This is a genomic window from Bacillus tianshenii (genome assembly GCA_020524525.2).
Taxonomy (GTDB): Bacteria; Bacillota; Bacilli; order Bacillales; family Bacillaceae_N; genus Bacillus_AV.
This window is the reverse complement of record CP129018.1, coordinates 3,342,501-3,363,096: the sequence shown is the minus strand read 5'-3', so window position 1 is coordinate 3,363,096 and position 20,596 is coordinate 3,342,501. Positions and strand designations below refer to the sequence as shown.

Annotated in this window: 13 protein-coding genes, 2 tRNA genes, 4 rRNA genes, 1 other RNA gene and 1 other annotated feature (1 of these 21 running past the window's edge); of the genes, 1 reads left to right on the top strand and 19 read right to left on the bottom strand. The window is 44.8% G+C overall.

The genetic code is table 11. The features are described from left to right. Positions 1-35: 35 nt before the first annotated feature. The 17 genes from LC040_16870 to guaB form a co-directional block, all read right to left on the bottom strand. Positions 36-2,969, bottom strand: a 23S ribosomal RNA gene (locus tag LC040_16870). A gap of 195 nt (positions 2,970-3,164) precedes the next feature. Further along, positions 3,165-4,710: ribosomal RNA gene (locus tag LC040_16865) — 16S ribosomal RNA — on the bottom strand. Together the 16S and 23S rRNA genes form the textbook arrangement of a ribosomal RNA operon. Before the next feature lie 298 nt (positions 4,711-5,008). Beyond that, complete coding sequence (locus LC040_16860) at positions 5,009-5,275, bottom strand: pro-sigmaK processing inhibitor BofA family protein (GenBank protein ID WLR50881.1); 267 nt, start codon at positions 5,273-5,275, stop codon at positions 5,009-5,011. Positions 5,276-5,351: 76 nt separating this feature from the next. Further along, a complete protein-coding gene (locus LC040_16855) occupies positions 5,352-5,579 on the bottom strand; it encodes a YaaL family protein (protein ID WLR50880.1) in 228 nt (75 codons plus the stop codon). A 29-nt stretch (positions 5,580-5,608) separates the two neighbouring features. Further along, positions 5,609-6,205, bottom strand: coding sequence for a recombination mediator RecR (gene recR, locus LC040_16850; GenBank protein WLR50879.1), 597 nt, complete (start codon positions 6,203-6,205; stop codon positions 5,609-5,611). A 25-nt stretch (positions 6,206-6,230) separates the two neighbouring features. Then, positions 6,231-6,554, bottom strand: coding sequence for a YbaB/EbfC family nucleoid-associated protein (locus LC040_16845; protein ID WLR50878.1), 324 nt, complete (start codon positions 6,552-6,554; stop codon positions 6,231-6,233). Between the two features lie 23 nt (positions 6,555-6,577). Further along, entirely contained in the window at positions 6,578-8,257 is a 1,680-nt protein-coding gene (gene dnaX, locus LC040_16840) for a DNA polymerase III subunit gamma/tau (GenBank protein WLR50877.1), read from the bottom strand. Positions 8,258-8,438: 181 nt separating this feature from the next. After that, positions 8,439-8,704, bottom strand: an RNA gene (gene ffs, locus LC040_16835) — signal recognition particle sRNA large type. Between the two features lie 95 nt (positions 8,705-8,799). Beyond that, positions 8,800-9,270, bottom strand: a complete 471-nt coding sequence (gene tadA, locus LC040_16830; GenBank protein WLR53324.1) for a tRNA adenosine(34) deaminase TadA — start codon at positions 9,268-9,270, stop codon at positions 8,800-8,802. Between the two features lie 33 nt (positions 9,271-9,303). Then, positions 9,304-10,866, bottom strand: coding sequence for a glycosyl hydrolase family 18 protein (locus tag LC040_16825; GenBank protein ID WLR50876.1), 1,563 nt, complete (start codon positions 10,864-10,866; stop codon positions 9,304-9,306). A gap of 146 nt (positions 10,867-11,012) precedes the next feature. After that, a tRNA-Arg gene (locus LC040_16820) sits at positions 11,013-11,086 on the bottom strand. An 84-nt stretch (positions 11,087-11,170) separates the two neighbouring features. Then, positions 11,171-11,263 (bottom strand) — tRNA-Ser (locus LC040_16815). A gap of 99 nt (positions 11,264-11,362) precedes the next feature. Beyond that, positions 11,363-12,646 (bottom strand): serine--tRNA ligase, encoded by a 1,284-nt coding sequence (gene serS, locus LC040_16810; GenBank protein ID WLR50875.1) that lies wholly within the window; start codon positions 12,644-12,646, stop codon positions 11,363-11,365. Between the two features lie 75 nt (positions 12,647-12,721). Then, positions 12,722-12,937 (bottom strand) — a binding site (T-box leader). A 55-nt stretch (positions 12,938-12,992) separates the two neighbouring features. After that, positions 12,993-13,580, bottom strand: coding sequence for a pyridoxal 5'-phosphate synthase glutaminase subunit PdxT (gene pdxT, locus LC040_16805; GenBank protein WLR50874.1), 588 nt, complete (start codon positions 13,578-13,580; stop codon positions 12,993-12,995). A gap of 20 nt (positions 13,581-13,600) precedes the next feature. Then, entirely contained in the window at positions 13,601-14,485 is an 885-nt protein-coding gene (gene pdxS / locus LC040_16800) for a pyridoxal 5'-phosphate synthase lyase subunit PdxS (GenBank protein ID WLR50873.1), read from the bottom strand. Between the two features lie 220 nt (positions 14,486-14,705). Continuing rightward, entirely contained in the window at positions 14,706-16,016 is a 1,311-nt protein-coding gene (locus LC040_16795) for a D-alanyl-D-alanine carboxypeptidase family protein (protein ID WLR53323.1), read from the bottom strand. A 130-nt stretch (positions 16,017-16,146) separates the two neighbouring features. Continuing rightward, a complete protein-coding gene (guaB, locus tag LC040_16790; protein ID WLR50872.1) occupies positions 16,147-17,610 on the bottom strand; it encodes an IMP dehydrogenase in 1,464 nt (487 codons plus the stop codon). Between the two features lie 131 nt (positions 17,611-17,741). Here guaB and LC040_16785 point away from each other — a divergent pair, with 131 nt between their 5' ends. Continuing rightward, positions 17,742-18,701, top strand: coding sequence for a YaaC family protein (locus LC040_16785; protein ID WLR50871.1), 960 nt, complete (start codon positions 17,742-17,744; stop codon positions 18,699-18,701). 20 nt (positions 18,702-18,721) lie between these two features. On the opposite strand, the gene rrf is transcribed toward LC040_16785, so the two are convergent. Further along, positions 18,722-18,837, bottom strand: a 5S ribosomal RNA gene (gene rrf / locus LC040_16780). A 101-nt stretch (positions 18,838-18,938) separates the two neighbouring features. Continuing rightward, positions 18,939-20,596 (bottom strand): 23S ribosomal RNA (locus LC040_16775) (it continues 1,274 nt past the right edge of the window).

Here is a 20,596-nt window from a genome sequence, read left to right as displayed (position 1 = left end):
GTGATGCACGCTGGTTGTCTTGCATTCCAATTAAATTGGTTAAGTCCTCGATCGATTAGTATTCGTCAGCTGCACGTGTCGCCACGCTTCCACCCCGAACCTATCTACCTCATCATCTCTGAGGGATCTTACTAGCTTGACGCTATGGGAAATCTCATCTTGAGGGGGGCTTCATGCTTAGATGCTTTCAGCACTTATCCCGTCCACACGTAGCTACCCAGCGATGCTCCTGGCGGAACAACTGGTACACCAGCGGTGTGTCCATCCCGGTCCTCTCGTACTAAGGACAGCTCCTCTCAAATTTCCTGCGCCCACGACGGATAGGGACCGAACTGTCTCACGACGTTCTGAACCCAGCTCGCGTACCGCTTTAATGGGCGAACAGCCCAACCCTTGGGACCGACTACAGCCCCAGGATGCGATGAGCCGACATCGAGGTGCCAAACCTCCCCGTCGATGTGGACTCTTGGGGGAGATAAGCCTGTTATCCCCGGGGTAGCTTTTATCCGTTGAGCGATGGCCCTTCCATGCGGAACCACCGGATCACTAAGCCCGACTTTCGTCCCTGCTCGACTTGTAGGTCTCGCAGTCAAGCTCCCTTGTGCCTTTACACTCTGCGAATGATTTCCAACCATTCTGAGGGAACCTTTGGGCGCCTCCGTTACCTTTTGGGAGGCGACCGCCCCAGTCAAACTGCCTACCTGACACTGTCTCCGAGCCGGATAACGGCTCAGGGTTAGAATTTCAATACAGCAAGGGCAGTATCCCACCAGCGCCTCCACGTAAGCTGGCGCTCACGCTTCCAAGGCTCCTGCCTATCCTGTACAAGCTGTACCAAAATTCAATATCAGGCTGCAGTAAAGCTCCACGGGGTCTTTCCGTCCTGTCGCGGGTAATGCGCATCTTCACGCATAGTATAATTTCACCGGGTCTCTGGTTGAGACAGTGCCCAAGTCGTTGCACCTTTCGTGCGGGTCGGAACTTACCCGACAAGGAATTTCGCTACCTTAGGACCGTTATAGTTACGGCCGCCGTTTACTGGGGCTTCGATTCAGAGCTTCTCCGTGAGGATAACCCCTCCTCTTAACCTTCCAGCACCGGGCAGGTGTCAGCCCCTATACTTCGCCTTGCGGCTTCGCGAGAGACCTGTGTTTTTGCTAAACAGTCGCTTGGGCCTATTCACTGCGGCTCTTCGGGGCTATAAACCCCAAAGAGCACCCCTTCTCCCGAAGTTACGGGGTCATTTTGCCGAGTTCCTTAACCAGAGTTTTCCCGCTCATCTTAGGATTCTCTCCTCGCCTACCTGTGTCGGTTTGCGGTACGGGCACCTCTCACCTCGCTAGAGGCTTTTCTTGGCAGTGTAGGATCAGGGACTTCGGTACTAAAATTTCCCTCGCCATCACCGCTCAGCCTTATGACAACGGGATTTGCCTCGTTGTCAGCCTAACGGCTTGGACACGCACATCCAGTGGCGTGCTCACCCTACCTTCCTGCGTCCCCCCATTGCTCAAATGGTGAGGAGGTGGTACAGGAATTTCAACCTGTTGGCCATCGCCTACGCCTTTCGGCCTCGGCTTAGGTCCCGACTAACCCTGAGCGGACGAGCCTTCCTCAGGAAACCTTAGGCTTTCGATGGACACAAGATTCTCACTTGTCTTTTCGCTACTCATACCGGCATTCTCACTTCTAAGTACTCCACCAGTCCTTACGGTCTGGCTTCAAAGCGCTTAGAACGCTCCCCTACCATGTTCCATGCGGAACATCCACAGCTTCGGTGATACGTTTAGCCCCGGTATATTTTCGGCGCAGAGTCACTCGACCAGTGAGCTATTACGCACTCTTTAAATGGTGGCTGCTTCTAAGCCAACATCCTGGTTGTCTGGGCAACTCCACATCCTTTTCCACTTAACGTATACTTAGGGACCTTAGCTGGTGGTCTGGGCTGTTTCCCTCTCGACTACGGACCTTATCACTCGCAGTCTGACTCCCAAGGATAAGTCATTGGCATTCGGAGTTTGACTGAACTCGGTAACCCGTTGGGGGCCCCTCATCCAATCAGTGCTCTACCTCCAAGACTCTTCCCTTGAGGCTAGCCCTAAAGCTATTTCGGGGAGAACCAGCTATCTCCGAGTTCGATTGGCATTTCACCCCTACCCACACCTCATCCCCGCACTTTTCAACGTGCGTGGGTTCGGGCCTCCATTCAGTGTTACCTGAACTTCACCCTGGACATGGGTAGATCACTCGGTTTCGGGTCTACGACCACGTACTATATCGCCCTGTTCAGACTCGCTTTCGCTGCGGCTCCGTCTTTCCGACTTAACCTTGCACGAGATCGTAACTCGCCGGTTCATTCTACAAAAGGCACGCCGTCACCCGTTAATGGGCTCCGACTACTTGTAGGCACACGGTTTCAGGATCTTTTCACTCCCCGTCAGGGGTGCTTTTCACCTTTCCCTCACGGTACTGGTTCACTATCGGTCACTAGGGAGTATTTAGCCTTGGGAGATGGTCCTCCTGCTTCCGACGGAATTTCACGTGTTCCGCCGTACTCAGGATCCGCTCCGGAGAGAACAGGATTTCAGCTACAGGGCTGTTACCTTCTGTGGCCGGCCTTTCCAGGCCGCTTCACTTATCCTGTTCCTTTGTAACTCCATGTGGAACGTCCTACAACCCCAAGAGGCAAGCCTCTTGGTTTGGGCTGTTTCCGTTTCGCTCGCCGCTACTCGGGAAATCGCGTTTGCTTTCTCTTCCTCCGGGTACTTAGATGTTTCAGTTCCCCGGGTCTGCCTTCATCACCCTATGGATTCAGATGATGATACTGCCCCATTACGGACAGTGGGTTTCCCCATTCGGAAATCTCCGGGTCAACGCTTACTTACAGCTCGCCGAAGCATATCGATGTTAGTCTCGTCCTTCATCGGCTCCTAGTGCCAAGGCATCCACCGTGCGCCCTTTCTAACTTAACCATTGATGAGCATCATACATAAAACGCATTTGCACATACCCTTTAAATCGGTTTAATTTAAAAAGGAATCTTTACTTCTGTTTCGGTTATCTAGTTTTCAAGGAACAAACATTGATTGAGAGAATGCTCTCTCAAAACTGAACAAAATGAAACATGCTTAATCGTTTTGCACCGTTGGTGCATATAAAATCCTTAGAAAGGAGGTGATCCAGCCGCACCTTCCGATACGGCTACCTTGTTACGACTTCACCCCAATCATTTGTCCCACCTTCGGCGGCTGGCTCCAAAGGTTACCCCACCGACTTCGGGTGTTACAAACTCTCGTGGTGTGACGGGCGGTGTGTACAAGGCCCGGGAACGTATTCACCGCGGCATGCTGATCCGCGATTACTAGCGATTCCGGCTTCATGCAGGCGAGTTGCAGCCTGCAATCCGAACTGAGAATGGCTTTATGGGATTGGCTCCACCTCGCGGTCTTGCTTCCCTTTGTACCATCCATTGTAGCACGTGTGTAGCCCAGGTCATAAGGGGCATGATGATTTGACGTCATCCCCACCTTCCTCCGGTTTGTCACCGGCAGTCTCCTTAGAGTGCCCAACTAAATGCTGGCAACTAAGGACAAGGGTTGCGCTCGTTGCGGGACTTAACCCAACATCTCACGACACGAGCTGACGACAACCATGCACCACCTGTCACTCTGCCCCCGAAGGGGAAGCCCTGTCTCCAGGGTGGTCAGAGGATGTCAAGACCTGGTAAGGTTCTTCGCGTTGCTTCGAATTAAACCACATGCTCCACCGCTTGTGCGGGCCCCCGTCAATTCCTTTGAGTTTCAACCTTGCGGTCGTACTCCCCAGGCGGAGTGCTTAATGCGTTAACTTCAGCACTAAGGGGCGGAAACCCCCTAACACTTAGCACTCATCGTTTACGGCGTGGACTACCAGGGTATCTAATCCTGTTTGCTCCCCACGCTTTCGCGCCTCAGCGTCAGTTACAGACCAGAGAGTCGCCTTCGCCACTGGTGTTCCTCCACATATCTACGCATTTCACCGCTACACGTGGAATTCCACTCTCCTCTTCTGCACTCAAGTTCCCCAGTTTCCAATGACCCTCCGTGGTTGAGCCACGGGCTTTCACATCAGACTTAAGAAACCGCCTGCGCGCGCTTTACGCCCAATAATTCCGGACAACGCTTGCCACCTACGTATTACCGCGGCTGCTGGCACGTAGTTAGCCGTGGCTTTCTGGTTAGGTACCGTCAAGGTGCCGGCAGTTACTCCGGCACTTGTTCTTCCCTAACAACAGAACTTTACGACCCGAAGGCCTTCATCGTTCACGCGGCGTTGCACCGTCAGACTTTCGTCCATTGCGGATGATTCCCTACTGCTGCCTCCCGTAGGAGTCTGGGCCGTGTCTCAGTCCCAGTGTGGCCGATCACCCTCTCAGGTCGGCTACGCATCGTCGTCTTGGTAGGCCGTTACCCCACCAACTAACTAATGCGCCGCGGGCCCATCTGTAAGTGACAGCAAAACCGTCTTTTACAAGCGAACCATGCGGTTCACTTGATTATCCGGTATTAGCCCCGGTTTCCCGGAGTTATCCCAGTCTTACAGGCAGGTTGCCCACGTGTTACTCACCCGTCCGCCGCTGAATCCAGGGAGCAAGCTCCCCTTCATCCGCTCGACTTGCATGTATTAGGCACGCCGCCAGCGTTCGTCCTGAGCCAGGATCAAACTCTCCGATAAATGCTTCCAAATGGAAGTTCGAAAAAATTTGAAACTTGCTCGTTAAGCATGTTCATTTCGTCCAGTTTTCAAAGAGCATTTTGTCGCTTTCAACCACGACTGCTTTAACAGTATATCAAGCTGAGTAGTTAATGTCAACAACTTTTTTAAAGTTGTTTTTTTCGACTTGCTTGTTTACTATTTTTATTTTGCCGCTTTGTTTTGGCGACAAGTAATAATATATAATATATAAACTTAATAGTCAAGGGTATTATGAAACTTTTTTAAATAAAAAAATCAACAAGCACAAGCCTGTTGATTATATCAGAATGATTGCCTCAATAGCAACAAGTGCTGCAAGCCCTGGCAAACCTAGAAAGCCAGAAATGGCAGCCGTTATAAAGTTAATTGGGATATGCATACCTAGTGACGTGCCAAATGCATTTAGAAAGAATAGCAATAATGCACCAACAATTAATTTAACACAACCTTGTCCAATTATTTGCAAAGGCTTAATTGGGGCACCAAGTATCAGCAACAACAAAATTAATCCTCCCAAAATTGAAAACACAATCACCGGTTCCACCTCGACACCTCTTTCATTCATCTATTATATTTGTATATATATGAAAGAATATCGAGAAAAAGAACAAGAGGACGGATTAGCTCCGCCCTCTTAACCTTAAATTGCATTGTTTTGCTTCTTTCATTAAATAGATATACTTTGCTTTGGTGAGTTGCAATTCCATCCGCAGCTCATCAGATGGCTCAACACTTTTTTCATATAAATCCTTGGTGTTCATCCACTCTGTCTTGGTTTTGTGTAGTAATGAAAGAAGCTTCTCATCACGCTCTTGGGATAACTTCTTCCTTCTCCTAAAAAGCCGCACTGCTCCACTTCCTTCTCAACCGCTCTATTCTAAAGCTCTCGACGACCTTCCAGCGCCTTCGACAATGTCACTTCATCCGCATATTCCAAATCCCCGCCTACAGGTAATCCATGAGCAATTCGTGTAATTCTTATACCTGTTGGTTTTACAAGACGGGAAATATACATTGCCGTTGCTTCACCTTCAATGGTCGGATCAGTAGCCAAAATTAACTCTTGAACAGTTTCATCTTGGAGCCGCTTCAATAGATCGGGCACATTAATATCCTCTGGCCCTATACCATCCATAGGAGAAATCGCCCCTTGAAGCACGTGATAAAGGCCATTGTATTCCCTCATCTTCTCAACAGCGATAACATCCTTTGAATCTTGCACGACACAAATGATGCTCTTATCCCGATGATTGTCTTCACAGATCGAACAAGGATCTTGATCGGTTATATGATGACAAATCGAACAATGTGTAAGCTGCCGTTTAGCATTGACTAGCGCTTTACCGAAATCAAGCACATCATCTTCCTTCATTTCTAATACGTGAAAAGCAAGACGGACTGCTGTCTTCGGACCAATGCCCGGCAATTTCATAAAACTGTCAATCAACTTCGAAATCGGTTCAGGATAGTGCATGCAAGCGCCTCCTATACTGCGTCACTTAAAACATACCAGGCATATTTAAGCCTTTTGTAAACTGTCCCATTGTATCGTTTGTTTTATCATCAACTTTTTTCAACGCTTCATTAGTTGCTGCAATTACAAGGTCTTGAAGCATTTCGATATCATCTGGGTCGACAACATCTTCTGCAATCTCAACATCAATAATTTCCTTTGACCCTTTGGCAGTTACTTTTACCATACCGCCGCCAGCAGTCCCTTCAAACGTCATCTCCATTAGTTCTTCTTGGGCTTTTTGCATTTTCTTCTGCATTTTCTGCATTTGTTTCATCATGCCGCCCATGTTTCCCATGCCACCTCGCATAGATAAAACCTCCTTGAATGAATTTATTCTTTAATTTCTAAAATATCTTCGCCAAACAATTTCTTTGCTTCAGAAATAAGCGGATCTTCTTCTGCAGGACCTTCATTCGTCCCTTGTTGTTCTTCGATAAATTCCTGCTTAATCCTCTCCCAATCTTCATTTGTCATGGCAAACATCTTTAACGGACGTCCAACCGTCTCATGAACAACTTGTTCAATAATTTCCTTTTTCGTTGTCCCTGCCATCTGACAATGAAAATCATGCTTGAAAGCAAGAATGAAAGCATCATCTGAAGCCGCTACAGGTTCACTATCGATCAGCATCGCCTGCGCACCGATATCTTGCTTTTTCAATTGCTCTTTCATATTTCCCCATTGGCCGGAAAGCCACTGTGCTTTTTTCTTTGAAGCAGTACGAAGCATCTCTTTCACTTGTTTTATCGGAACTTGAACAGAACGACTTGAAGACTTCTTCACTCTCTTCGGGCGCTGTTGCTGACTTTCCTCTGCTGCTTGTACGGTAATGCCTTGCTGCTTCAACGTCTGAAGTTCTGCCTGTAACTGTTTTACAGTTTTCTGTAAGTCTGCATAAGCTTCTGAACTACCCGCATCACGCGAAGCAGATTGCTGACAAAGCTTCACAACCGCAATTTCTAAGAATACTTTCGGATGACTAGTGAATTTCATTTCTTGCTGAGCATTGTTCAAGTGCTCAATTACCTCGTAGATCCAAGCCGTTGGCGCTTGTTCAGCTAAGTTTTGAAACACTTCATCTACAGCCGTCCGCTCTAGCACTTCTTCAAGTTGTGGAGCTGACTTGTACAACAGCATATCACGGAAGTAAAAAATAAAATCCTCAAGAAACCGAACTGGCTCTTTTCCTTGTTTAATCAAGTCATCAATTGTTTTTAACCCTTGGGCTACATCTTGCTCAATTAGTGCTTTCGCCAATACAGCTAAAAACTGCTGCGAAACAGACCCGGTAATCGCTAAGACATCCTCTGTCTTCACTGTATCTCCACTAAAGGAAATCGCTTGGTCAAACAAGCTTAAGGCATCACGCATTCCGCCTTCTGCAGACTTAGCAATTAATGCAAGAGCTTCATCCTGTACATCAACATGCTGTTCATCCGCAATCATTCTCATTCGATTCATCATCGAAGCCAATGGGATTCTTCGAAAGTCGAATCGTTGACAACGTGATAAAATAGTCGGCGGAATTTTGTGAGGTTCTGTCGTTGCTAATACAAAAAGAACATGCTTCGGCGGCTCTTCCAATGTCTTTAACAAAGCATTAAATGCCCCAATAGACAGCATATGCACTTCATCAATGATGTACACCTTATAACGAACAGCACTTGGTGCATATTTCACTTTGTCACGAATATCGCGAATTTCATCAACACCATTATTAGAAGCTGCGTCAATTTCAATGACATCAGAAATCGAACCATCTGTGATACCGACACAGGAAGGGCACTCATTACAAGGTTCAGCAACAGGCGCTTGTTCGCAGTTTACCGCTTTCGATAAGATTTTGGCAGCACTCGTCTTACCTGTACCGCGTGGCCCTGAAAATAAATAAGCATGTGAAAACTTTTCTTGTACCAATGCATTCTGTAGTGTTTGTGTAATATGCTCTTGTCCGACTACATCTTGAAATGCTTGCGGCCGCCAAACACGGTACAGGGCCTGATATGCCATTGTACTTCCCTCCTGTTCCTTTCGGTTATCTTTCATTATTATAACTGATTCTTTTTTCGCTTTCCAAAACTAAATAAAGAAAGACCAGCGCACCCATTTATAAATGACGGCCGTTTTCCCCTCAAAGCATAAAAAAACCCACGCCATTATGATGGGTGAGTTGTTTTATATGTATATAACGCCGTGCACCTTCCGTCGATAAGATCGCCCCAAGCGCTACTTAAGCAGTTAGCTCGGACCAGGCAACCCTGCGGCACACAAGAGTGGCCGCTTACTGCTGCTTCCTTCCGGACCTGACAGGGTTCACGGGTTCCTGTTGCGCAGGACCCGGACGTCAACACCACTTACTTAAGTCAGACCTCAAGGCGTATCTACCTCGGGAAGGGATTCAGTCCCGCTATAGCGGATTGCGGGTACAGGGCACCGCTACCTCCCCACCTAGCACGGCAAAGTTACTACCAATATTCAGTTACGCTTTCAATCAAGCGCAATAATAAGTATAACTCGTATTTACTTAAAATGCAACTCACGTACAAAACCAATTATTTGTTCTTTTTCCTACGTTCACGTAATTGCCGAAAGAAGAGAGTCAACATTTGACCACACTCTTCCTCCAGCACCCCTGCTGTAACCTCAGCCTGATGATTAAAACGTTCTTCTTGTAAAAGGTTCATCAATGTTCCAGCGCAGCCGCCTTTCGGGTCCTTAGCTCCAAATACAACCCGTTCCACCCTTGAAAGAACAATAGCTCCCGCGCACATCGGGCAGGGCTCTAACGTTACATATAACGTTGTATCTTCTAAGCGCCATGTTCCAAGCTTACGACATGCTTCATCAATTGCAAGCATTTCTGCATGTGCAAGTGAACGCTGTTCCGTTTCACGCAAATTATGTGCTTTTGCAATTATTTCGCCACCTTTTACAAGTACGGCTCCAATTGGCACTTCCTCAATATCCTGTGCTTTTTTTGCTTCTGCAATTGCTTCTCTCATCCAGTATTCATCTGTTTTCATATCCATTGCTTCTCACCTTTAATAATCAGTCATTTATGGCTTGCTGACGATCACATCACGATTTAACATCGCCCAAATCTGCGGGTCTTCCATTCCTAACCGCCAAAGAGCAAGGCCTCTTACCCCATATTGATTTGCAAGCTCAGCTTTTGCTTTAATACTTCGTTCATCTTCAAACCAAACTTCATGCTTATCCCCGTTCTCAGCTGTATAAGAGAACATTGGTGTTTTCGTTTCCTCGTCAAACATGATTTCACTATTGTACTTGTTAGCTAAATCAACCGCACCCTGATACGTCACATATTGACTTTTGTCAGTCGTTAAGTTGAAGTCAAATCCAAACACCGACACAGCTGCTATGATTTTTTCCTTCGGCATAACAGAAGTGGCGTATTTTAAGACATTCTCCATTCGCCCATACGACACGACAGGTCCAGGACCACTGCCAGGCCAGCCATGTTCATTATAGAGCATAATGACAACTTGATCGGCAGCATTTCCAATGCGAGGGTAATCAAACGGTTTTGCAAATTCACTCGGGTCCTCAGGGCCTGTTTTAGAAGGAATAGCAGTTGAGAAAAAATAACCTTTTTGCCTAAAGACACGGCCAACCTGTTCATATAGAAGCGAAAGACGATCTCGATCTTTCTCAAATACATCTTCTATATCAATATCAACACCATCTAACCCGTAACGTTCCACAAGTTCGACAAGTGAATTCACAAAAGCAGTCCGATTTTGCGGTGAGGACAGCATCTCTTCTACTACTTTCTTGGATACTTCCTGACTTCCGTTTTCATATAATAAATTATGGACCACTCCAAGGGCTTTTATATTATTTCGGTGTGCAAGCGCCCGTAAGACGTTAACCTCATTATCTTCAAACTCTCCAAACTTATCAATCTTTGTTGGATTTGCTTTTGAAATTTGAAATAAAAATAACCCTAGCTGACTTAAATCATCTGTGTTAGAAACAAATGATTGATAAGAGCCCGGTAACGCGGGACCTTCACGCAAGGTGTAATATCCAAGAATCGAAATAATTGGCTTGCTTCCGTCATACACCTTTAATTCAGAAACATTTTTCGAAACCCAGCCAGTGCCTCCATTAAATAATGTTACCTTATACCAGTCTCCACGTGTTCCCGTTACAGCTAAGCGCGTGCCCTTATCCATTTGAATAATAACTCTTCCCCCAGATGTCGGCTCCTCTCGAATATTTGCCCGCGAAACAGTGATGACCGCTTCCGTATAAGCAGGAATACGCAATACCTGCCCCACCGTAAGTGCATTTGTTTCCAAATTATTTAACTGCTTGATTGCGTCGACAATCGTATTATACTTCTTAGCAATTTCAAATAAAGAGTCACCAGACTTAACCTTGTAGGTTGTAACACCTTGCTGTCTCTCTCTCCCATATTCAACCGTTCTTGTCATCTCCTCAACAGGGATAATAAGCGGCTGATTATAATAGAGAGTTGTAGAACGCAATTGGTTTAAGCTTTGCACAGTTTCTACCGTTGTCTGAAACTGATTCGAAATTGAGACAAGACTATCCCCCGGCTGAACGAAATACAAGTAATGATTTGAATGCACAGTAACCTCTCCCCTTTATGGCTATCTGTTCTACTATATTCAGTAGGTGAGTGTCCTTGTGCAGAAAATCATTCATAAGTTCTCTCTCAAATCTCTAGATAAGACAAAAAGAAAAAGCTTCCTGTAAGTTACAGAAAGCTTCAAAACGTCCCAGAGAGGATTTGAACCTCCGACCTATCGCTTAGGAGGCGATTGCTCTATCCAGCTGAGCTACTGGGACACAATATAAATAAAAATTCGTTACATCTGTAACGAATTTTGACAATCTCCAATATGTTTGCGTTTGGGTTTGTTTGTAGTTTTATGGCGGAGGAGGAGGGATTCGAACCCCCGCGGGGCGTAAACCCCCTGGCGGTTTTCAAGACCGCTCCCTTCAGCCGGACTTGGGTACTCCTCCGTAACGACCGACAACACTTAATTTAGCATAGAACAAATAGCCTGTCAACACTTTTTCAGAAAAAGCGAAAGGGAGCAGTTCGACCTGCTCCCTTCTACTTTATGCTTTGCGTTTGATTGCTTCTTTTCCCCTCATATAAGGACGAAGAACTTCTGGAATGATAACCGTGCCATCAGCTTGCTGATAATTTTCTAAGATTGCAGAAACAGTTCGGCCTACCGCGAGTCCAGAACCATTCAATGTATGAACATGTTCAGGCTTTGCTCCGTACTCACGACGGAAGCGGATGTTTGCACGTCTTGCTTGGAATGACTCAAAGTTACTACAAGAAGAGATTTCTCGATATGTCTCATAACTTGGAAGCCATACTTCAATGTCATACTTCTTCGCAGCCGTAAAACCTAAGTCACCTGTACACATGCTCATAACACGGTATGGCAGGCCAAGAAGCTGCAAGATTTTCTCTGCATGCCCTGTTAGTTTTTCCAGCGCTGCATAAGAATCCTCTGGCTTCACGAATTTTACAAGTTCTACTTTATTAAACTGATGCTGACGAATTAAGCCGCGTGTATCACGACCTGCAGAACCTGCCTCTGAACGAAAACAAGCACTGTAAGCAACATAACTCTTCGGCAATTCTTCTGCATTTAAAATTTCATCACGATGAAGGTTAGTCACTGGTACTTCAGCTGTCGGAATAAGGAAATATTCTTCCCCTTCAATTTTGAAGGCGTCTTCCTCAAACTTCGGAAGCTGCCCAGTACCTGTCATGCTATCACGATTAACCATATAAGGCGGGATAACTTCTTCATATTCATGGTTTTCTTCATGATAATCCATCATAAAGTTAATTAACGCCCGCTCCAAGCGCGCTCCAAGACCTTTATAGAAAACAAAGCGGCTTCCCGTTACTTTACTAGCACGTTCAAAGTCAAGAATACCAAGCTCATCAGCAATGTCCCAATGAGGTTGGGCTTCATAATCAAACTGTGGGATTTCCCCCCATTTGCGAACTTCTACATTGTCATCTTCTGTTTCCCCTACAGGTACGCTTTCATGCGGTACATTCGGAATAGAAAGAAGCAAATGTTCAAGGTTAATTTCGACCTCACGAAGCTCATTATCCATTTCTTTAATTTGGGCCCCTACATCACGCATTTGAACGATTTTATCTTCTGCGTCTTTCTTTTCACGCTTCAAAACAGAGATTTCTTTCGATACTTCGTTTCGTTTATGTTTCAACTCCTCTGTCTTCTGAATCAGTTCACGACGTTTTTCATCAAGCTCCTCAAAGCGGTCTAAATCCCCTACATCTTCTCCGCGGTGCTGCATCTTCGTTTTGATTTCTACAAAGTTCTCACGTAAATATTTAATATCAAGCATGGTTCACCCTCCTATAAAATCTTTGCCTTTTTCTTTTCCCTTTCTAAATACAAAAAACTCCCGCCCTTCTATAAAAGAAGGGACGAGAGTTTACCCGCGTTGCCACCCTAGTTGAAGACATTATAAGCCTTCCACTTAAAAACGATAACGGCGTCACCGTAAATGCCTACTAATCATTTTCAGCATTTCGCTCAGGGATGGATTCATACAAGGCTCTGTACCGGTTTGCACCAACCACCGGCTCTCTATCAAACAGATACTTGTATTACTACTTCCCATCATCACATTAAACATATAAATAACGTATTAGTTAATTTACTATATTTATTTCCAAATGACAACACCCTTATACAAGTTCGAGCTTTGAAGCCTCAACCATCTGAACAAAGTAATTAGTTAAGCGATGGTCATCGGTTAACTCTGGATGGAAAGCACATGCAAGATATTGCCCTTGTCTTGCAGCTACGATCTCTTCTCCATACTTTGATAATACTTCGACGTTCTCGCCTACTTCAATGATGCGTGGCGCCCGAATAAAGACTGCTTCAAAATCATCCGCTACATCTTTTACGATAAGCTGTGTTTCAAAGCTTTCCCGCTGACGGCCGAATGCATTTCGCTCAACTAACATATCCATTAAACCAAGGTGAACAACTTCCTGGCCTTGAATACGGTTTGCCAAAAGAATCATCCCAGCGCATGTACCAAAAATCGGTTTTCCACTCTCGCCGAATTCTTTTAGCGGTTGCATGAAATCATACTTATCGATAAGACGGCGCATTGTCGTACTTTCACCGCCCGGGATAACAAGCCCGTCTATTTCATCTAGCTGTTCAATACGCTTGACTGAAACGGCTTCTGCACCAGACGCTTCAATCGCACGAATATGTTCACGGACAGCGCCTTGTAATGCCAATACTCCAACCTTAATCATCACACATGACTCCTTTATTTTTACCAGCCGCGGTCTTGCATACGTTGTTCCGGCTGCAATGATGAAATTTCAATCCCCTTCATTGCTGTGCCAAGACCTTTGGAAAGCTCACCGATTAGCTTGTAATCTTCGTAGTGAGTTGTTGCTTCCACAATTGCACGAGCAAAACGTTGCGGATTATCTGATTTGAAAATACCTGAACCTACGAATACACCGTCTGCACCAAGCTGCATCATAAGTGCTGCATCTGCTGGTGTTGCAATTCCACCTGCTGCAAAGTTTACAACAGGAAGACGGCCTTCACGTTTGATATCAAGAAGCAACTCATATGGTGCTTGAATGTTCTTTGCATATGTCATAAGCTCATCTTCACTCATGCTCACAACTTTGCGAATTTGAGCTTGAACTTCACGCATATGACGAACCGCTTCAACAATATTACCTGTACCCGGCTCACCTTTTGTACGAAGCATTGAAGCACCTTCACCAATACGGCGTGCTGCTTCACCTAAGTCACGGCATCCACATACAAATGGAACCGTGTAATCGCGCTTATTAATATGATACACCTCATCAGCAGGTGTTAGTACTTCACTCTCGTCGATATAATCAACGCCAAGCGCCTCTAATATACGCGCTTCAACGATATGGCCAATTCGAGCTTTTGCCATTACTGGGATTGTTACTGCATTTTGAACTTCTTCTACAACAGTTGGGTCAGCCATACGTGCTACCCCACCTGCTGCGCGGATATCAGCAGGAACTCGCTCAAGAGCCATTACGGCTACAGCGCCAGCTTCCTCAGCAATCTTTGCTTGTTCTGCATTGACAACGTCCATAATTACGCCGCCTTTTTGCATTTCTGCCATTCCGCGTTTTACACGATCAGTACCTGTTTGTGCCATCGAAGATTCCTCCTGTTATGCAAATCATTTAATTTCTAATTTTACTGAAAAAAGTCTCATATGACAATTAGAACATTGTGTAAATTAAACACCTGTCATTCTTCACGTCCTTTATTGTAACCCAAAATGCTGAAAATTCCTATTATTTATGGCAGGAAAATATGCTTTCCATATGAAAAATCCTGTTGTAGTTACAACAGGATTCATAAACGTTCGTTATTTACGAAAATAACCCTTTTACAGAGCTGGCTACACTAGTCCATATATCGGCAAAAAACCCACCAATACCACGTATTGATAATATAAACCAATTTGCTTTTTCCACAGAAGAAGCTGTAACCATGTCTACACTTGCTGCCTGTTCACCCTTAGCTGTTATATAACCATATTCATCTTTGCCTTTGTAATCATATGTTAAAGTACCAACTTTTTGGCCTTCTTTAATTGGAGCAACTAATGCATCATCTTTATTTAACTTATCAAACACCACTTTCGGTGAATATTGTTTCTTTTCACCTTTCTTCATAACCATAGCTAATGGTTTCGCCGAAACAACATCAACTGATTTTTCTTTCCCTTTTTCTACAGCAACAGAAGATTTTTCTTTTGCTTTATAGTTTGCAGGGAAAACCTCTTGCTTTTCAAAATTTTCAAAGCCATAATCCATCATTTTCTTCGTTTCTTCAAAACGCTTCGTAATTGAGTCTGTTCCCATCACGACACTAATTAAGCGCATACCGTCACGTTCAGCTGTTCCTGTGAAACAATAGCCAGCCAGTTCAGTTGAACCTGTTTTCAAGCCATCTACGCCTTCATAGGCATATGCTTGTAGATAACCAGGGATATTAGGGAGCATCCAGTTCCAGTTCAACATTTCAATTGCATCATTTGTTCCTTTACGAAATGTTTTAGTTGGAATGCTTGCCGTTTCTAAAACCTCTGGATATTTGTTCAGAAGTTGATAAGCAAGCTTAGCAGTTGCTCGTGCTGACAACATATTCTCTTCATTAGCACCTGTTCCTTTTGGATGGTTCCCTTTCAAGTCACGGTTATTCAGGCCCGTAGAATTCACAAATTTATAATCCTTAAGATTTAACTCTTTACCTTTTTCATTCATTTTCTTCACGAATTTCGTTTCAGAACCAGCGATATGTTCTGCTAGCGCGATTGTAGCACCATTTGCTGAATAAATAGCCATCGCTTCATACAGTTCTTCTACTGTATATTCTGCATCTTTGCGAAGAGGAACATTCGATAATTGCTTATTCTGAGAGATCTTGTATACAAAGTCTGAAATTTTGACTTTATCTTTCCAAGAAATCTGCTTCTTCTTTATTGCATCCAACACTAAGTACTCAGTCATCATCTTTGTCATACTTGCAGGAGGAAGCGTTAAGTCCGGTTCCAAAGCATATAAAATTTTCCCTGTGTCTGCATCAATTAAGATAGCAGATTTTGCATTCATTTCTAATTCGCCTGCAGCATGTACTTCTTTGGCTCCATGTGTTGAAAAAATTCCAATCAGAAGCATCAGAATCATGCCGAAAGACAGCATTTTCTTCCACTTATTATCCAATGCCTAAACCTCCAACTTTATTATGTACAGAGGTAATTCTATCACAAGATTCCATAAAAAAATAGACAGAGGAAAGTCCCTCTGTCTAAATGGAATAGTTTGGTGATTCCTTCGTGATTTGGACATCATGAGCATGACTTTCACGTAAGCCAGCACCTGTCATACGAATGAATTTGCTTTCTTCTCGCAACACTTGTAAATCTTTCGCACCACAATAGCCCATACCGGAACGAAGACCACCAATTAATTGATAAATTAATTCAGCAACAGGCCCCTTATATGGAACACGACCTTCAATACCCTCTGGAACGAATTTCTGATTATTTTCTTGGAAATAACGATCCTTACTTCCTTGCTTCATTGCTCCGACAGAACCCATGCCGCGATACACTTTGAAACGACGCCCTTGATAAATTTCTGTATCACCAGGGCTTTCTGATGTTCCTGCAAAAATACTTCCCATCATAACCGCATGTGCTCCTGCAGCTAATGCTTTTACAATATCACCAGAATATTTGATGCCACCATCAGCAATAATTGGGACACCATATTTACGAGCTTCTGTTGCACAGTCATAAATAGCTGTAATTTGCGGAACACCAACACCTGCTACTACACGTGTTGTACAAATCGAGCCCGGTCCGATACCGACTTTAATAATATTTGCCCCAGCCTCAATTAAGTCTCTTGTTCCTTCAGCAGTCGCTACATTCCCAGCAATAATATTTAATTTAGGGTACGCTTCTCTAATTTCCCGTACCTTGTCCAACACGCCCGCTGAGTGGCCGTGAGCAGTATCTAAAACAATCACATCTACTGCTGCCTCAACAAGCTTTTGAACACGCATCATCGCGTCAGCAGTAACGCCTACTGCAGCTCCTACTAACAAACGCCCTTGATTATCTTTCGCCGCGTGAGGGAACTCAATTACTTTTTCAATATCTTTGATTGTAATAAGTCCCTTAAGTACATCATTCTCATCTACTAACGGCAGTTTTTCGATTTTGTATTGTTGAAGAATTTTTTCTGCTTCGTCGAGAGTTGTGCCAACTGGAGCAGTAACAAGGTCCTTTTTCGTCATAACTTCTTTAATCTGAATTGAATAATCTTGAATGAACCTTAAGTCACGGTTTGTAAGAATACCAACTAACTTCTGCTCTTCTACATTGTTGACAATCGGTACACCAGAGATGCGATATTTACCCATTAGGTGTTCTGCATCATATACTTGATGATCTGGCGTTAAGTAGAAAGGGTCTGTAATGACGCCACTTTCAGAACGCTTAACTTTATCCACTTGTTCCGCTTGCTGCTCAATCGACATATTCTTATGGATAACACCAAGCGCACCTTGTCTAGCCATTGCAATTGCCATTTCCGATTCAGTTACCGTATCCATCCCTGCACTTAACATTGGAATGTTTAATTTAATCGAGTCTGAAAGCTCTGTCTGAACTGATACAGCTCTAGGTAATACTTCTGACTTTTGTGGAACAAGAAGCACATCATCAAACGTTAGACCTTCTTTAACAAATTTATCTTCCCACATTTATTTCAACCCTCTCTCCCGCTAATTTTCGTGAAAATATTAATTAGTAGCTTAACAATTGGTTAAACTACTGTCAAGAAACGAACAATTAGATTGAATTTTCAAAATTTATTCACCTTCGGAGGAATCATATGTCTGCATCAAATTGGAGCTGGCTCAACTTTTATCTTTCTACAGATCATGTGCAAACATACTTACATAAAAGCTATCTTAAAGAGAATATTGAAAATGCAGAAAAGTGGAGCTATGAAAACTGCTATGCCTTTATTTACTACTTAGAACATGGACAAAATTATTATATTACAGCAGAAAAAGCACCTATATCAATTCAGCCAGTATTACTTTTCTATGGATATATCCAGCTGATGAAAGCTTGTCTCCTCACAACCGATGCAACCTATCCTGAAAGCGCAGCTGTTTTATCTCATGGCGTAACAACGCGAAAGAGAAAGAAAAAACAGTACCAATTCCTACATGACCAAATCAAAATACAAAAGAATGGACTGTTTACACATTTTTTCAGCAAAATGTTTCACGTGGAACATCTAGAAAACGAAAAATATTCGATGGAAATGCTCCTACAGCATATACCTGAGATGAATGCTCTATTTTCAGATAGTTTTAACCGTTCTTATCATTACCCTATCAATAAGGAGGGAAAGCGACTTTTTATCCCTCTGTCCATTATCGATCAATTAAAGATGACAGTGCAACATTTCAGTCGATTCATTAAACAAATTTTACATCCAGATAATATTATGATTACTGATGACCATTTCATCCTAGAGTTACCATACAATCCTTCGCCTATTTCAAGCATACCACTGCTTTATCATTATCAGGAAGAATCTTTCTTCCTTCCAAAGAATAAACCATTATTAACCTCCAATTTAAATGAGCTTATGGTTCACTATCTTCTTTTATACAATTTAAGCATGATCTGTCGCTATGAAACAGAGTGGTGGGGAGATATTCGACATCACTTTTCACATCATGATTTCCCTTTTATTATGCAGTTTTTACAAACTACTAAAGAGAAGATCCCTTTTTATATTTCTCTTTTATTACACGAAAAAAGAGTCAATCCATAAGAAGATTGACTCTTTTATATGCCTGGCGGCGTCCTACTCTCACAGGGGAAGAACCCCAACTACCATCGGCGCTGAAGAGCTTAACTTCCGTGTTCGGTATGGGAACGGGTGTGACCTCTTCGCTGTTGCCACCAGACTATTTAATTGAGGTTTATTCCCTCAAAACTAGATAACACGTGAAACAGAAGTGTGCAGTGCATGTGTGATGCACGCTGGTTGTCTTGCATTCCAATTAAATTGGTTAAGTCCTCGATCGATTAGTATTCGTCAGCTGCACGTGTCGCCACGCTTCCACCCCGAACCTATCTACCTCATCATCTCTGAGGGATCTTACTAGCTTGACGCTATGGGAAATCTCATCTTGAGGGGGGCTTCATGCTTAGATGCTTTCAGCACTTATCCCGTCCACACGTAGCTACCCAGCGATGCTCCTGGCGGAACAACTGGTACACCAGCGGTGTGTCCATCCCGGTCCTCTCGTACTAAGGACAGCTCCTCTCAAATTTCCTGCGCCCACGACGGATAGGGACCGAACTGTCTCACGACGTTCTGAACCCAGCTCGCGTACCGCTTTAATGGGCGAACAGCCCAACCCTTGGGACCGACTACAGCCCCAGGATGCGATGAGCCGACATCGAGGTGCCAAACCTCCCCGTCGATGTGGACTCTTGGGGGAGATAAGCCTGTTATCCCCGGGGTAGCTTTTATCCGTTGAGCGATGGCCCTTCCATGCGGAACCACCGGATCACTAAGCCCGACTTTCGTCCCTGCTCGACTTGTAGGTCTCGCAGTCAAGCTCCCTTGTGCCTTTACACTCTGCGAATGATTTCCAACCATTCTGAGGGAACCTTTGGGCGCCTCCGTTACCTTTTGGGAGGCGACCGCCCCAGTCAAACTGCCTACCTGACACTGTCTCCGAGCCGGATAACGGCTCAGGGTTAGAATTTCAATACAGCAAGGGCAGTATCCCACCAGCGCCTCCACGTAAGCTGGCGCTCACGCTTCCAAGGCTCCTGCCTATCCTGTACAAGCTGTACCAAAATTCAATATCAGGCTGCAGTAAAGCTCCACGGGGTCTTTCCGTCCTGTCGCGGGTAATGCGCATCTTCACGCATAGTATAATTTCACCGGGTCTCTGGTTGAGACAGTGCCCAAGTCGTTGCACCTTTCGTGCGGGTCGGAACTTACCCGACAAGGAATTTCGCTACCTTAGGACCGTTATAGTTACGGCCGCCGTTTACTGGGGCTTCGATTCAGAGCTTCTCCGTGAGGATAACCCCTCCTCTTAACCTTCCAGCACCGGGCAGGTGTCAGCCCCTATACTTCGCCTTGCGGCTTCGCAGAGACCTGTGTTTTTGCTAAACAGTCGCTTGGGCCTATTCACTGCGGCTCTTCGGGGCTATAAACCCCAAAGAGCACCCCTTCTCCCGAAGTTACGGGGTCATTTTGCCGAGTTCCTTAACCAGAGTTTTCCCGCTCATCTTAGGATTCTCTCCTCGCCTACCTGTGTCGGTTTGCGGTACGGGCACCTCTCACCTCGCTAGAGGCTTTTCTTGGCAGTGTAGGATCAGGGACTTCGGTACTAAAATTTCCCTCGCCATCACCGCTCAGCCTTATGACAACGGGATTTGCCTCGTTGTCAGCCTAACGGCTTGGACACGCACATCCAGTGGCGTGCTCACCCTACCTTCCTGCGTCCCCCATTGCTCAAATGGTGAGGAGGTGGTACAGGAATTTCAACCTGTTGGCCATCGCCTACGCCTTTCGGCCTCGGCTTAGGTCCCGACTAACCCTGAGCGGACGAGCCTTCCTCAGGAAACCTTAGGCTTTCGATGGACAAGATTCTCACTTGTCTTTTCGCTACTCATACCGGCATTCTCACTTCTAAGTACTCC

What these genes read in the sequence shown, in the direction of transcription:
- recR (WLR50879.1), bottom strand. Translation starts at nt 6,205, where the DNA reads ATGCACTATCCTGAACCGATTTCGAAGTTGATTGACAGTTTTATGAAA.
- LC040_16845 (WLR50878.1), bottom strand. Translation starts at nt 6,554, where the DNA reads ATGCGAGGTGGCATGGGAAACATGGGCGGCATGATGAAACAAATGCAG.
- dnaX (WLR50877.1), bottom strand. Translation starts at nt 8,257, where the DNA reads ATGGCATATCAGGCCCTGTACCGTGTTTGGCGGCCGCAAGCATTTCAA.
- tadA (WLR53324.1), bottom strand. Translation starts at nt 9,270, where the DNA reads ATGAAAACAGATGAATACTGGATGAGAGAAGCAATTGCAGAAGCAAAA.
- serS (WLR50875.1), bottom strand. Translation starts at nt 12,646, where the DNA reads ATGCTTGATATTAAATATTTACGTGAGAACTTTGTAGAAATCAAAACG.
- pdxT (WLR50874.1), bottom strand. Translation starts at nt 13,580, where the DNA reads ATGATTAAGGTTGGAGTATTGGCATTACAAGGCGCTGTCCGTGAACAT.
- pdxS (WLR50873.1), bottom strand. Translation starts at nt 14,485, where the DNA reads ATGGCACAAACAGGTACTGATCGTGTAAAACGCGGAATGGCAGAAATG.
- LC040_16795 (WLR53323.1), bottom strand. Translation starts at nt 16,016, where the DNA reads ATGCTTCTGATTGGAATTTTTTCAACACATGGAGCCAAAGAAGTACAT.
- guaB (WLR50872.1), bottom strand. Translation starts at nt 17,610, where the DNA reads ATGTGGGAAGATAAATTTGTTAAAGAAGGTCTAACGTTTGATGATGTG.
- LC040_16785 (WLR50871.1), top strand. Translation starts at nt 17,742, where the DNA reads ATGTCTGCATCAAATTGGAGCTGGCTCAACTTTTATCTTTCTACAGAT.